The 14655-nt window shown below is 42.0% G+C and carries 12 protein-coding genes; 10 read left to right on the plus strand and 2 right to left on the minus strand.

Going from position 1 to position 14655, the window contains the following annotated elements; genetic code table 11:
- The first annotated feature begins 423 nt into the window (after positions 1-423).
- From C6348_RS00700 to C6348_RS00710, 3 genes are read left to right on the plus strand one after another with little or no spacing between them, the layout of a single operon-like run.
- Positions 424-1164 carry an ABC transporter ATP-binding protein gene (locus tag C6348_RS00700; protein ID WP_003212171.1) on the plus strand — a complete coding sequence of 247 codons (741 nt, stop codon included), beginning with the start codon at positions 424-426 and terminating at the stop codon, positions 1162-1164.
- Positions 1157-2377 (plus strand): ABC transporter permease, encoded by a 1221-nt coding sequence (locus C6348_RS00705; protein WP_106041478.1) that lies wholly within the window; start codon positions 1157-1159, stop codon positions 2375-2377. Before C6348_RS00700 ends, C6348_RS00705 begins: the two co-directional genes overlap by 8 nt.
- A 53-nt stretch (positions 2378-2430) precedes the next feature.
- Positions 2431-3138, plus strand: a complete 708-nt coding sequence (locus tag C6348_RS00710) for an EcsC family protein (RefSeq protein WP_106041480.1) — start codon at positions 2431-2433, stop codon at positions 3136-3138.
- Between the two features lie 225 nt (positions 3139-3363).
- Here C6348_RS00710 and C6348_RS00715 read toward each other — a convergent pair whose 3' ends face one another.
- On the minus strand, positions 3364-4551 hold the full coding sequence (locus C6348_RS00715; RefSeq protein ID WP_106041483.1) for a M20 family metallopeptidase: 1188 nt from the start codon (positions 4549-4551) through the stop codon (positions 3364-3366).
- Between the two features lie 283 nt (positions 4552-4834).
- On the opposite strand from C6348_RS00715, the gene C6348_RS18990 reads away from it, so the two are divergent.
- Complete coding sequence (locus C6348_RS18990) at positions 4835-4987, plus strand: hypothetical protein (protein WP_223249501.1); 153 nt, start codon at positions 4835-4837, stop codon at positions 4985-4987.
- A gap of 64 nt (positions 4988-5051) precedes the next feature.
- Here C6348_RS18990 and C6348_RS00725 read toward each other — a convergent pair whose 3' ends face one another.
- Positions 5052-5537 carry an antibiotic biosynthesis monooxygenase family protein gene (locus tag C6348_RS00725; RefSeq protein WP_060595924.1) on the minus strand — a complete coding sequence of 162 codons (486 nt, stop codon included), beginning with the start codon at positions 5535-5537 and terminating at the stop codon, positions 5052-5054.
- Positions 5538-5664: 127 nt separating this feature from the next.
- On the opposite strand from C6348_RS00725, the gene C6348_RS00730 reads away from it, so the two are divergent.
- The 6 genes from C6348_RS00730 (at position 5665) to C6348_RS00755 (ending at position 14516) form a co-directional block, all read left to right on the plus strand.
- Positions 5665-7800, plus strand: a complete 2136-nt coding sequence (locus C6348_RS00730) for a transglycosylase domain-containing protein (RefSeq protein WP_106041485.1) — start codon at positions 5665-5667, stop codon at positions 7798-7800.
- Positions 7801-7924: 124 nt separating this feature from the next.
- Positions 7925-8983, plus strand: a complete 1059-nt coding sequence (gene hemE, locus C6348_RS00735) for a uroporphyrinogen decarboxylase (protein WP_060595926.1) — start codon at positions 7925-7927, stop codon at positions 8981-8983.
- Between the two features lie 32 nt (positions 8984-9015).
- Positions 9016-9954: a ferrochelatase gene (hemH, locus tag C6348_RS00740; RefSeq protein WP_106041487.1), complete on the plus strand. Its 939-nt coding sequence runs from the start codon at positions 9016-9018 to the stop codon at positions 9952-9954.
- Between the two features lie 22 nt (positions 9955-9976).
- Positions 9977-11389: a protoporphyrinogen oxidase gene (gene hemY / locus C6348_RS00745; RefSeq protein WP_106041489.1), complete on the plus strand. Its 1413-nt coding sequence runs from the start codon at positions 9977-9979 to the stop codon at positions 11387-11389.
- 174 nt (positions 11390-11563) lie between these two features.
- Positions 11564-12142, plus strand: coding sequence for a TetR/AcrR family transcriptional regulator (locus tag C6348_RS00750; protein WP_034620016.1), 579 nt, complete (start codon positions 11564-11566; stop codon positions 12140-12142).
- 64 nt (positions 12143-12206) lie between these two features.
- The gene (locus C6348_RS00755; RefSeq protein ID WP_060595928.1) at positions 12207-14516 is read left to right on the plus strand and encodes a YhgE/Pip domain-containing protein; all 2310 of its coding nucleotides are present in this window, start codon (positions 12207-12209) and stop codon (positions 14514-14516) included.
- Positions 14517-14655: the final 139 nt, after the last annotated feature.

Here is a 14655-nt window from a genome sequence, read left to right on the forward strand (position 1 = left end):
GACAAGCGAACTCCTTTGGTCGCTCATCCTGCTCCTGCAGAAGAAATGCTGATGCTTTCATTCGATATGCCTTTTGAATTCTCTATTTACTGAAATAAAGAATTCATATGCCTGCTATTTCTGCTGTAAACACCTCATTTGACGTTTTGGTTTGTCGTATACATATTGTATAGGACACAAAAATCAAGAATCAGTGAAGCAAAACAGAAGCTAAGGTTTTTAGATGAAAAACCAACTTGTCATGCGGTTCTTTGCCTTTAACAAACACCTCATTTACTTATTGGTCATCAAGTTCATTTCTTCTACATACATTATGATGACCAAAGCGCCTATTTTTTATTCATGCCCGGTTATAGGTAAACATTTCAAATTACCTTTCGTTTTTGTTACTATAAAGGAAAAAAGAAAGAAAGGAACGAATTCATGTCCCTTCTCACTGTAAAAGATGTAACGGGTGGATATACGAAGAATCCCGTTCTAAAAAATATCTCATTTGAATTAGAAAGAAATCAAATCGTCGGTCTCATCGGCTTAAACGGGGCGGGGAAAAGCACAACCATTCGCCATATCATCGGGCTCATGAAACCGCATAAAGGTGTCATTGAATTGAATGGACGAACTCTTCAAGACGATCAAGAGGCGTATCGTTCGCAATTTACGTTTATTCCAGAAACACCTGTATTATATGAAGAATTAACCTTAAAAGAGCATTTAGAGCTGACAGCGATGGCTTACGGTCTGTCAAAGGAACAATTAGATGAACGTCTGCCGTCATTGCTGAAAGAATTTCGAATGGAGAAACGTTTGAAATGGTTCCCTGCTCATTTTTCAAAAGGAATGAAGCAGAAGGTCATGATTATGTGTGCATTCCTTGTTGAACCAGAACTGTATATCATCGATGAACCGTTTTTAGGGCTTGATCCTCTTGCGATTAATGCACTTCTTGAACGGATGAATGCTGCGAAGAAAAACGGCGCAAGTGTCCTGATGTCGACGCATATTTTGGCGACAGCTGAGCGCTATTGTGATTCCTTTATTATTTTGCACGAAGGGGAAATCAGAGCGAAAGGAACACTGACAGAGCTGAGAGAACAGTTCAATATGAGAGATGCGACACTCGATGATCTTTATTTGGAATTAACAAAGGAAGAAAGCTATGAGTAAAATGACGCAAACCATTTGGAAATCCCGATTAGAGGAACACATGCAAGATACAAGAAAATATTTAAAATACATGTTCAATGATCATCTTGTCATTGTGCTCATTTTTTTCCTTGCAGGCGGAGCGAGCTGGTATAGTAACTGGCTCAAACAGATTCCGGCTCACTTCCCATCCTACTGGGTCATGGCAGTTGTTTTTTCATTGGTGCTGACAAGCTCTTACGTGCGTACGTTGATCAAAGAAGCAGATCTCGTGTTTTTGCTTCCCTTGGAAGGGAAGATGGAGCCTTATTTAAAACAAGCTTTTAATTTTAGCTTCATTTCTCAGCTGTTTCCTCTTATTGCCGTATCCATTGTTGCACTTCCGCTTTATTCTGCGGTGTCTTCAGGCGGCCTCAAGATGTATGTGCTGATATTGGCGCAAATGATTTTGATCAAGGGTTTGAATACAGCAATTCAATGGAGGATCACTTATTTTCAAGGAAAACAGATCAGATGGCTTGATGCAGTCCTTCGTTTTCTATTGAATATGATTTTGGTCTATACCGTTTTACAGGCATCCTATGCAATCGCAATCGTTTTTTATCTGATCTATGGTGTCTATCTCGTTTACTTAACCAATGCAGTAAAAAAACAGCCTTTTCAATGGGAATTGCATATTTCTGACGAATTAAAACGAAAACAGCGCTTTTATCGTTTGGCCAATTTATTTACAGATGTGCCTCATTTAAAGAAACAGGTGAAAAGAAGAGCATACATGGACTGGCTTTTGCAGTTTGTTCCGTATGACCAGCGTAAAACTTTTTCTTACATGTATGTGAGGGCGTTTTTACGTTCAAATGACTATTTTGGTCTCGTGTTTAGGCTAACCGCCGTGTTTGTGCTGATTATTTTGTATACAGGTGCAGCAGGCTGGGTGGGTGCGCTGCTTGTCTTGTTCACCGTGTTTATCACAGGTGTCCAGCTTGTGCCGTTAACGAAGCACTTTGCCCATCTTTCATTACAGGCACTTTATCCAGTTGCTCATCAAGAAAAGGATCGGAGCTTTTTTGTTCTCGTTCGTAACGTGCTCATTATTCAATCGATATTGCTGAGCTGTGCAGTACTCCCGGCAGGAGGATGGCAGGGAAGTGGACTTGCCCTTCTGATTTCGCTGGCATTTGTGCTTGTCCTCTTCAAGCCTTACGTACTCAGTCGATTAAAAAAGATGAGATAAGCGGAGATATGTTTCTGACAGCGAGCGTATGATGACATCAAGGAGGGGACCGGATGAATGCAGCTGAACGGGAGTTATATGAAGAAGCCATTCTTTTTCAAACGCGTTTTTTAAGAAAACCTTCGAAGATCGAACGGTTTTCAAAAGGAGTTCAGCAGCAGGTGAACTGCAAAATCCCTGCTCGATTTCATCAAGTCATCACAAGTGCGGTCAAAACAATGGTTGCATCCACCGTATCAGGATCGCACTTCACTTCATTTTCGGTGATTGATGAGCAATTATCTATCATCGAGCGAAATGAACTGGCAAAGGAGAAAGTGAAGTACTATCAAAAGGCAGCTGCGATCGAAGGAATTGGAACAGGCGCTGGTGGTATATTGCTTGGTATGGCAGACTTTCCGCTGCTGCTTAGCATTAAGATGAAATGTCTTTATGAGCTGGCATGTATTTATGGCTTTGATTTGTCTAAAAAAGAAGAAAGACTCTTTTTGCTCTGTATATTTCAACTCGCCTTTTCCGGCAGTGCACATCGTCAAAAAATGATGAACATCATAGATGATTGGGAAACGAGCCGCGAGGAAATGGATTGGTACAGCTTTCAGCAGGAGTATCGAGATTACATTGACCTAGTGAAGCTATTTCAATTAATGCCGATCGTCGGAGCCGCTGTTGGCGGTGTGGCAAATCATCAGCTGACAGGACAGCTTGGAGATGTCGCTCGTCATGTGTTTCACTTACGAGTGTTGAAAGAAATGAAATAGAAAAGCCGCTGGCGACAGCGGCATCAGCGTGTAGACAAACCCTCGCATTCGTTGTCAGGTCTGCGTTCCGGTGCTCACGAATGTTCAATTCGCTCCGCTCCGGTACTCGTCCTTCCTAGACTTCAAAGGTTTTCTATCACACTGAAAAGAAGACAAAGGGCTAAAATAAAAATCATTTTAGCCCTTTGTCAATAATCTAAAGCCGCTGGCGACAGCGGCTTTTTTTCATTCATCGTAGGAAAGGACGGCACGGGCGAGTACCTTTGCTGCGACAGGCATTGCTTTTTCGTTGATATCAAATTTTGGGTGATGATGGGGATACACGTCTTGGCTGTTTTCAGGCATGGCGCCTGTGTAAAAGAAGGTACCAGGGACATGCTGAAGGTAGTAAGCAAAATCTTCTCCACCCATTTGGGTTTCCGCTTCTTTTACTTCTGTGACACCTTCTGTCTGTTTTGCGATGTCAGCAATATATTCAGTCGGCTTTGGATGATTTTTGACAGCAGGATATCCTCTCACATATTCATATGTGTAGTCGGCATCATGCATGTTGCACACCCCTTTCACGACCTGTTCAATTTCTCGTTCGATGGTGTGTCGTGCACTTTCTTCAAAGGATCGTGCAGTACCAGTTAAAACAGCTGAATCTGCAATGACGTTAAAAGCATTCTCTGCCACAAAACCTCCAACAGATACAACAGCAGAATCAACTGGATTGACTTTACGGGCAACGACTTGCTGCAGGTTTGCGACGATTTGTGAACCGATGAGTACAGCATCTTTCGTTAAGTGAGGCTGGGCGCCGTGTCCGCCTTTCCCCTGAACTCGAATAGAGAAGCGGTCGGCGGCTGCCATAAAGTTCCCGCTTTTATAAAGAACGGTGCCACAAGGCTCTGGAGACCAAAGGTGCGTACCGAATATGACATCGACACCGTCTAAGCAGCCGTCTTCAATCATTGGTTTTGCACCGCCTGGCGCATATTCTTCTGCGTGCTGATGAATGAGGACGATTTTCCCTTTTAATTGATCGCGGTGCTCATTCAAGATTTTCGCTAAGACAAGTAGTGTCGCTGTGTGCCCATCGTGCCCGCATGCATGCATCACACCTGGCTTTGTTGATTTGTAAGGCACTTCCTTTTCATCATGGATGGGAAGTGCATCAAAATCAGCCCTGAGGGCAATCGTCGGCCCGGGAGAAGCTCCTTCGATAAAGGCGAGTACACCATGGCCGCCCACCTGTGTACGTGTTGGTATATGTAATGTGTCATAGTAGTTGGCGATGAAAGCGGCTGTTTCTTCTTCCTGGAAAGAAAGTTCAGGATTCATGTGGAGATGGCGTCTAATTTCAACCATTTCCTCATAATGTTCATCAAGACGTTCATTAATGCTTTTTTGTAAAGTGGATATTGTCATTGAGTCGAAAACCTCCTTCATGCTCTTTTACTGATTGTATGGTAATTGTTAGAATCTTTCAACAGAAGAGGATTTCGCATGCTGCATCAAAAGGTCATTTTACATAAAAGTCGAAGTTGATATGAAGCGGGGAAAGGGAGGAATCGTGTTGGGAAGCTGTCCAAATTGTTCAAAAGCATTTTCTTTCGTTGAAAAGTTTCAATTATCACATACGAAAATGATGATGTGTCCAAGCTGTCGTCATCAAGTCAAAGAAACCTTTGTCTCCAAGATGAGTTTTTTCATGATCTGCTTGATTCCGCTATTGGTGATGCTCATTCAATTGAAAGGTGCTTCACCTATGTTGAAGTGGCCGATCTTATTAGGATGGATACTATTGAATTTCTATGTGCTTCAGCCGATCATTCATCGGTACGAGCTGACATCACGACGATAAAATGAAAAGCCCAGCTATTGGGCTTTTTTTCATGAAAAAAAGAAGTGCTGCTTTCAGCACTTCCTTAATTGTCTGTAACGGCATGATAGGATGTGAGAAAAGCAGGACGAGAGAAGATGGAGCCAGTATCCTCGTTTGGCTGAAAGAACGCTTCTGATTCTTGAAAGTCTTCAAATAAGTCCTCTGATTCCCAAAGTGTCATAATCAGATACACTTCTTCATCTTTTTTCGGTCTTAACACTCGAAGAGCCTGGAAGCCCCGCTGATGTTCTGAGATGTTCGTCTTCTTCTGAAAAGTAGATTCAAAAAGTGCTCTGCTTTCAAGCTTCACAGGGATATGATTCAAGGTGACGAAGCCAGATTGGACTAGCTCACCTTTCGCATAAATCACATCATAGGCATGAGGGGCTTTAAAAACAGTCTCGCCCTCCGTCTCATGGAAAAGAGCTGCTTGTTCTTTTCCGACCATATAAAGCAGATTTTCCTGATCGTGTTTCTTTGTGATTTTATGCAAGAAATCTGCTGTTCCATATGTGATATAGACATTCATCTAAACCGCCTCCTGCTTGATAGTATAACAAAAGAATGATATATAATTCTTTGGTAGTCAATCCATAAAACATATTATGAAGCAATACATCCCATACTATCCGTATAAAGGAATGAGGTGACCTAATTTGAAGAAAAAGAAGATAATCATTCCATTAGTCATTGCAGGAAGTACCATCGTACTTTCATTTATTGGCTATCTGACCATTTTATTTTTAGGACATTATGTCATAGATGAAAAGAAGCTTGTTTTTCACGCTTCATCCCAAATCATTGATCAGAATGGAAAAGAACTTACAAGTATGTATTCAGAAAATCGGGACCCTGTCTCATTAAAGGAGGTACCTGATAAAGTAGCGAAAGCTTTTGTGGCTGTCGAGGACAAACGATTTTATGAGCATCATGGTATTGATGCACAGTCAATTTCAAGGGCGGTTTATCGAGATATATTAGCAGGAGGAAAGGTAGAGGGCGGCAGTACAATCACTCAGCAGCTCGCAAAAAATATTTTTCTCACAAATGACAAAACCTTTCTTCGAAAAACAAAAGAAGTCATTATTGCCATTAATTTAGAAAGAGATTATTCAAAGGATAAACTGCTCGAGATGTATCTGAATCAGCTTTACTTCGGTCATGGCGTCTACGGTATTCAGGCAGCAGCCAATTATTACTTTAGTAAAGATGTGAAAGATTTAACTGTCAGCGAAGGGGCTACACTCGCTGCGATGCCAAAAGCGCCGTCTACTTACTCGCCTGTTTTACACCCTGATAAAAATAAACAAAGGCGGGACACCATCCTTAATTTAATGAATGAGCAAGGATATTTATCATCAACAGAAACAGTAGAAGCAAAAGGGAGAACACTAGGCATTCATTTGAAAAAGAAATCAGAAACGCCTTGGGTCGACAGCTATGTCGATCTCATCATTAAGGAGGCAGAATCAGAGTATGCCATTTCACATGAGCAATTGCTTCAAGGTGGTTATACCATTACAGTTCCGATCGATATGAATCTGCAAAAGGTCGCTTACGATGCGATGAAAAACAACCGTTATTTCCCGGGAAAAAGCGGTTCTCCTGAAAGCAGTGCCATCTTTATTGATAATGAGTCTGGCGGAGTAAAAGCAGCGATTGGAGGACGAGAATATCAAGCAAGGGGCTATAACAGGGTTACCGCTGTTAGACAGCCTGGATCTGTTTTCAAGCCGATCGCGGTATATGGTCCGGCAATGCAGGAGAAAAAATTCCGACCTTATTCCCTGCTTGAAGACAAAGAAAAAAGCTATGACGGCTATTCACCAAAGAATTACGATGGGCAGTATGAAGGCAAGGTCACAATGGTGGATGCGCTCATGAAAAGTAAGAATACAGCTGCGGTGTGGACATTAAGCGAGCTTGGTATTGATACCTCGAAATCATATCTCGAGAAAATGGGAATGGAGATTTCGGATAAAGGACTTGCCATGGCACTTGGCGGCTTAGAAAAAGGGGTTTCTCCACTTCAAATCGCTGGAGCTTTCCACACATTTGCAAATGAAGGCGTATATAAAAAGCCTTTCTTCATTCAAAAAATCACCAATGATGAAGGAGAAACGGTAGAGAAGAATCGCAGTAAGCCAGAACGAGTGTTTAGCGTGCAGAATGCTTGGAATATGACAAGAATGCTGCAGCAAGTCGTCAAAGGCGGAACAGCCCAGAGCGGTTCATATGCTGGAGATTTAGCAGGTAAAACAGGCACGACCACATATTCAGGTGTGAAAGGTGCAACAAAAGATGCTTGGTTTGCCGGCTATACGCCTAGTACAACGGGTGCGATCTGGATGGGGTATGACACAACCGATAACAGTCACTATTTAACTGGCGGCAGTCAATACCCAGTGCAGCTGTTTAAAGATATTTTAACGACAGCCCAAATCACCAATGAAACGTTTGAAAAACCAGAGGGAATTAAAGAACTTCAATCGCCAATCCATTTAGAGGGACTTTCAGGATTTGAAGCCCGCTATGCGTTTAAAATCAAAGGATTGTTTACATTAGAGCTTTCTTGGGACAAGCAGGAGGATAAACGGGTTGAATACCGTATTTATGAGAAGAGAAATGGAAACGAGACGCTGATCGATTCAGTGACAGGCGTGGGCAGCTACACAATGCCGTATGCCAACGTGTTTTCAGATGCGGAGTATAAGGTTGTTCCATATAATACCCAAACGCAAGAAGAAGGAGAAGGCAGTCCGTATGTCAAGCCAGAGGCTTTTGGACGTTAATATTCGGCGAATTTTTGAACATTGAGCCGCTTTAGTATACCGTGCCTTGAAAAAGCGGTATAGTAAAAGCAGTGTTTGAGCCTTATACAAAGAGCGTGTAAGGCGAAAGGTGGAATGAAAGGTAATGGGAAAAACGAAGGCTTTTAATGACACGTTCTTAAAGGCGTGCAAAGGGGAAAAAACAGACCATGTACCAGTTTGGTATATGAGACAGGCAGGACGCTCACAGCCTGAATATCGTGCCCTTAAAGAAAAATACGGGCTATTTGAAATTACGCATCAGCCAGAGTTATGTGCTTATGTAACAAGACTTCCTGTAGAACAATATGGTGTAGATGCCGCTATTTTATATAAAGATATTATGACCCCGCTTCCGGCTATTGGAGTGGACGTTGAAATTAAAAATGGAATTGGACCTGTGATTGATTCACCGATTCGGACAAAAGCAGATATTGAACGTCTTGGGGAGCTTCATCCTGAAGAAGACCTGCCATATGTGCTTGATACCATTCAGCTTTTAACGAAGGAGCAGCTGAATGTACCGCTCATTGGTTTTGCCGGTGCACCATTTACGATGGCAAGCTATATGATTGAAGGCGGCCCATCTAAAAACTATCATAAAACAAAAGCGCTGATGTACAGTGAGCCTGAGACATGGATGCTGCTCATGAACAAATTAGCTGATATGACGATCACGTACATACGTGCGCAGGTAAAAGCAGGGATCAGTGCGTTTCAAATCTTTGACTCATGGGTTGGTGCTTTAAATGCAGCAGATTACCGGACATTCATTAAACCTGTCATGCAGCGAATTTTCACAGAGTTGAAGAGTGAAAATGTACCAATGATCATGTACGGAGTTGGGGCAAGCCATCTGGTGAAAGATTGGCATGACCTGCCGCTAGATGTCGTTGGACTGGATTGGCGTATGAGTGTAGACGAGGCTCGAAAAGAAGGGCTCACAAAAACGTTACAAGGGAATCTTGATCCAACGATCTTACTTTCTCCTTGGGAAGTCATTGAAGAGAGAGCAAAAGATATTTTAGATCAAGGGATGAAATCAGATCACTTCATCTTTAACTTAGGTCATGGGGTATTTCCAGATGTTTCACCAGATACGTTAAAGAAGCTGACCGATTTTATTCACGACTATTCAGCTAAACATAAAAAAACATCCATCTAAACTATTTCAAATGATCTGAAGGAGTGTTGGTTGTGGAGAAAAAGAAAATGGGGCTTCTTGTCATGGCATATGGCACCCCATATAAAGAAGAAGACATTGAGCGTTATTATACACATATTCGTAGAGGCAGAAAGCCGGAGCCAGAAATGCTGCAAGATTTAAAGGATCGCTACAAGGCAATCGGCGGTATTTCTCCTTTATCAAAAATTACAGAGCAGCAGGCAAATGGTTTGTGTGAGCACTTGAATGACATTCAAGACGACATTGAATTTCATGTCTACATTGGCTTAAAACATATCGAGCCTTTCATTGAGGATGCAGTTGCTGAAATGCACAAGGACGGCATTACAGAAGCTGTGAGTATCGTTCTTGCGCCGCATTTCTCAACCTTTAGTGTGAAATCGTATAACAAACGTGCACAAGATGAGGCAGACAAGCTGGGCAATTTACAGATTACGTCTGTTGAAAGCTGGTACGATGAGCCGAAGTTTGTGGACTATTGGGTGAAACAAGTGAAGGATACGTATGCATCAATGAGTCAAGAGGAACGAGATTCCGCGGTACTTATTGTGTCTGCACACAGTCTGCCTGAAAAAATTATTGCAGCAGGAGATCCATATCCTGATCAGCTCGCACAATCGGCCAAAATGATTGCGGAAGGTGCGGGAATTGAACACTATGAAATTGGCTGGCAAAGTGAAGGCAACACGCCGGATCCATGGCTTGGACCAGACGTGCAAGACTTAACGCGGGATTTATTTGAACAAAAACGCTATCAAACATTCGTGTATGTGCCTGTTGGTTTTGTCGCTGATCATCTTGAAGTGTTATACGACAACGATTATGAATGTAAAGTCGTGACAGATGAAATTGGTGCAGCCTACTATCGTCCAGAAATGCCAAATGCGAAACCAGCATTTATTGATGCTCTGGCAACAGTCGTATTAAAGAAGCTTGACGAAAGCAAGTAATCATATAAAAGAAGGCGATCCTATGTATGACAATCAAAAACACCTTGTCATCATTGGCGGTGGCATCACTGGTTTAGCCGCCGCCTTCTATTTGGAAAAGGAAGTCGAAGAAAAAGGTCTTCCGATTCAAATATCTCTTATTGAAGCGAGCCCTAGGCTAGGTGGAAAAATACAAACATTATATAAAGACGGCTACATCATCGAACGTGGACCTGATTCATTTTTAGAAAGAAAAGTCAGTGGACCGCAGCTGGCTAAGGATGTCGGTCTGTCCGATCAGCTCGTCAATAATGAAACTGGGCAAGCGTATGTACTAGTCAACGAAACCCTTCATCCGATGCCAAAGGGTGCTGTGATGGGTATTCCAACTCAAATCAGCCCATTTATTACAACTGGTCTTTTTTCAGTTGCGGGAAAAGCGAGAGCGGCGATGGATTTCGTGTTGCCAAAAAGCAAGCAGACCGAAGATCAGTCGCTTGGTGAATTTTTTAGAAGACGTGTGGGTGATGAGGTCGTTGAGAATTTAATCGAGCCGCTTCTATCAGGCATTTACGCAGGCGATATTGACCGCCTGAGCTTAATGTCCACCTTCCCGCAATTTTATCAAACAGAACAGCAGCATCGCAGTTTGATTCTTGGGATGAAAAAATCACAGCAGCATGCGAAAGCACAGCAAGTGACTGCGAAAAAACAAGGACAGTTCCAAACGATCAATCAAGGACTGCAGTCGCTTGTGGAAGCAGTAGAAAGTAAGCTCAAGCTGACAACGGTGTATAAAGGGACAAAAGTGAAGCAGATTGAAAAAACAGAGGGAGGCTATGGTGTGCAATTAGACAGCGGTCAAACGCTTTTTGCCGATTCAGCCATTGTCACGACTCCGCATCAATCGATCTATTCCATGTTTCCTAAAGAAGCAGGGCTTGAGTATTTGCATGACATGACCTCTACTTCTGTTGCAACGGTAGCACTCGGTTTTAAAGAAGAGGATATTCATAATGAATATGACGGCACTGGTTTTGTCATCTCAAGAAACAGTGATTTCTCTATTACGGCCTGTACATGGACAAACAAAAAATGGCCGCATACAGCTCCGAAAGGAAAAACGCTATTGCGTGCGTACGTCGGAAAAGCTGGCGACGAATCGATTGTCGAGCAGTCAGACAGTCAAATCGTCAGCATCGTGCTTGAAGATTTAAAGAGAATCATGGATATTAAAGCAGATCCAGAATTGACGACAGTGACTCGCTGGAAGACCAGTATGCCGCAATATCACGTCGGTCATCAAAAAGCTATTTCGAACATGCGAGAAACGTTTAAGCAATCATATCCTGGTGTTTATATCACAGGTGCTGCTTTTGAAGGTGTTGGAATCCCTGATTGTATTGATCAAGGAAAAGCCGCCATCTCAGAAGCTGTATCGTATCTATTTTCATAAAAAACAACTCCCTTTTCTGTCATGGAAAGGGAGTTTTTCATGTTCGAATCATTCGAAAAGAGTTGGGAATCATAAATGTGAACAAAGTTGTTGCATCCGGGGAAAAGGATATGGTATATTACTTTCTGTACTTAATGACCAAAACGTTCAAATAGTCATTTCGGGAGTGAGATCATGAGTGTTGATAGGAGACAAATGATTTTAGATGGTGCGACGAAGGCATTTACTCAATTCGGGTATAAAGCGACCACAATGGACCTCGTGGCGAAGCTTGCCAACGTCGGGAAAGGTACCATTTATACATTTTTCAAAAACAAAGAAGAGTTGTTCGATGAAATTTTCACATCCCTTTTACTAGAGATGAGGAAAATTGCGGATGAGGCGATTGATGAGAAGAATAGTTTCTCTGAAAACCTTCACTTAGCACTCTTTGCAATTTTAGAATTTCGAAAAAACCACCAGCTCACAATTAAGATTTTTCAGGAAAATGCGGAGCTTGGCACGTCAGCGGTCAAGGAAATGATCGAAAAGATGGAGCAGATGATCATTCGCTATATCAAAATGAAAGTACAAGAAGCGATGGATAAAGGCGACATTAAGCCTTGTGATCCTGAATTGACTGCATTTGTGATGGTGAAACTATATATTGCACTGATTTTTGATTGGGAAAAGCGATACGAGCCTTTAACAAAAGAAGAGGTAGCCGAATCGCTGGAGCTTTATGTCTTAAAAGGACTATCTGCAACAACATAATTTTTTTTGAGTTCATATGACCAAATTTTATATTTAGTCATTCATCTATGGGAGGAAAACAGCAATGAATTTAATTCGGAATCAATGGAAAGACATTGTAACGAGCAAAAAACTACTGATCCCGATTTTAGCTGTCTTATTTATTCCGCTGATTTACAGTGGTGTATTTTTAAAAGCATATTGGGATCCATATGGTACAGTTGATCAACTGCCTGTAGCGGTTGTCAACTTGGATGAAGGCAGTCATTATGACGGGAAAACCCTTCATGTCGGCGATGATTTAGTGAAGGAATTAAAGAAAAACGATAATTTCAAATGGAATTTTGTCGATAGTGAAGAAAAGGCCGTAAAGGGATTAAATAACGAGGATTATTATCTCGTTGTGGAAATACCAAAAGACTTCTCGAAAAATGCAAGTACAGTGTTAGATAAACATCCGAAAAAATCGAATCTGAAATATTATACGAATCCAGGCGCAAACTATGCGGCGTCACAAATTGCGAATAATGCCATTATCAAATTAAAAGATTCGGTTTCAAAGGAAGTCACAAAAAATTACGCCGAGGTCATCTTTGATAACTTCAAAACGATTGCAAAAGGATTAGATCAAGCAAGCGATGGCGCGAAGAAAATTGATGACGGAACAAAAAGCGCAAAAGATGGCAGTACAAAGTTAAAAGACAACTTAGCCAAATTGGCTGAAGGTACGTTAACCTATAGCGAAGGTGTTCATCAGTTCGCAGGGAAAATGGGTGAACTAAACACAGGCATACAGTCTCTAGACAGTGGGCTCGGTCAGCTCTTAACAGGCTATCAAACCATTGATCAGAAATTTGGAGATCTTGGTACAGGAATTGATACATTAACCGAAGGATTAAACACAAGCCGTGAAGGACATCAGCAGCTCGCTTCTAAAATGCCGCAATTCACAGCGGGCATTGAGCAGCTAAACAATAAAGCACAATCCTTTTCAGAAAAAATTGCAGCAGTAGAAAAAGTCTTATCGTCACCAGAATTAGCGAATCTTGAAAAGATGGCGCCTAAACTCGATCAGGTGAAAAAAGACGCAAAAACGTTCAGTACAAAACTTGCTTCATTAAAAGAAGCACTATCAAATCGAGATGCTAAAGTAAAAAGCATTATCCAAAACAGCTCTATGACAGATGAAGAGAAAAAGGCGGCAATGGATCAGCTGAACAGTCTGCCTAAAATCGAACTGCCTGATCTGTCTGGACTCGAACAAAGCTTAGCGGCCTTGCAGGAACTGCCTGATGCAAGTGAGGTTCAATCAGCAGTTGCATCTGCAAAAGCGCAGCTGCAGCAAGTCAAACAGCTGCCAAAGAAAACAGAACAGCTGTACACGTCTACCGTCGCGATACAAAATGCGATCGACCAAATGACATCTGGTACGAATAAATTGTATCAAGGTGCATTGAAGCTTCAAACAGGTCAAGGCCAATTACAAGATGGCCTGCAAACAGCAAATGGAAAGCTTGATACGGCGAAAAGCGGAGCGGATAAGCTTGCAAATGGATCAAGCCAGCTTAGCGCAGCGTTAAATAAGCTGGAAAGTGGTTCAACAAATATCCAAAGCAATACATCTAAGCTTGCCGAAGGCTCAAAATCGCTTGATAAAGGATTGGGAGATTTAAAGAGCGGTACAGGTAAGCTGTCCAATAAATTGAAAAGCGCCGCTGATGAAACAGGTGAAATTGATGCAAATCAAGACAATTACAATATGATTGCAAGCCCTGTTAAAACAGAGAATGATACAGCGAAAAAGATTGATAATTATGGAACAGGGCTCACGCCTTATATTTTATCCATGGGACTCTTTGTTGGGGCTCTGATGCTCACCGTTGTATTCCCAATGAAAGACCCTGCTGGACGCCCTAGAAATGCGTTTGAATGGTTTGTCAGCAAATATAGCGTGCTTCTGCTTGTCGGTATCCTGCAAGCAGTCATTGCTAGTACTATGCTCATCTTTGGGCTTGGTCTTGAGGTGGAAAGCCTCTGGCGCTTCTATCTCTTTGCGATCATCGTCAGTCTGACATTCTTAGCGATCATTCAGCTGCTAGCGACAACAATGGGGAACCCAGGACGCTTCATTGCCGTCATTATCTTAGTTCTTCAGCTCGCAGCAAGTGCTGGTACATTCCCGCTTGAGCTTGTTCCTAAATTCTTCCAAGTCATTCATAGTCTGCTTCCAATGACGTATACAATCAATGGATTTAGAACGATCATTGCAAGCGGTGATGACAGCTATTTATGGCACCAAGCAGCGATTCTTGGAACAGTTGCGATCATCATGATGGCGGCAACAACCGCATACTTTGCTTGGAACGTAAGAAAAATGAAACAAGACGAAGCTTAATCAATGAATCCTTTCTCTTGATAGAGGAAGGATTTTTGATTTGAAATTAGACATCTTGAACCCGAAGCGATATATTTTAAGAAGAGATGCTATAAAAGGCATACATGGAAGGAATTGCTTTCAGACAAAGGAGGAAATG

The sequence above is a fragment of the Bacillus sp. YBWC18 genome (assembly GCF_002998775.1).
Classification (GTDB): domain Bacteria; phylum Bacillota; class Bacilli; order Bacillales; family Bacillaceae; genus Bacillus.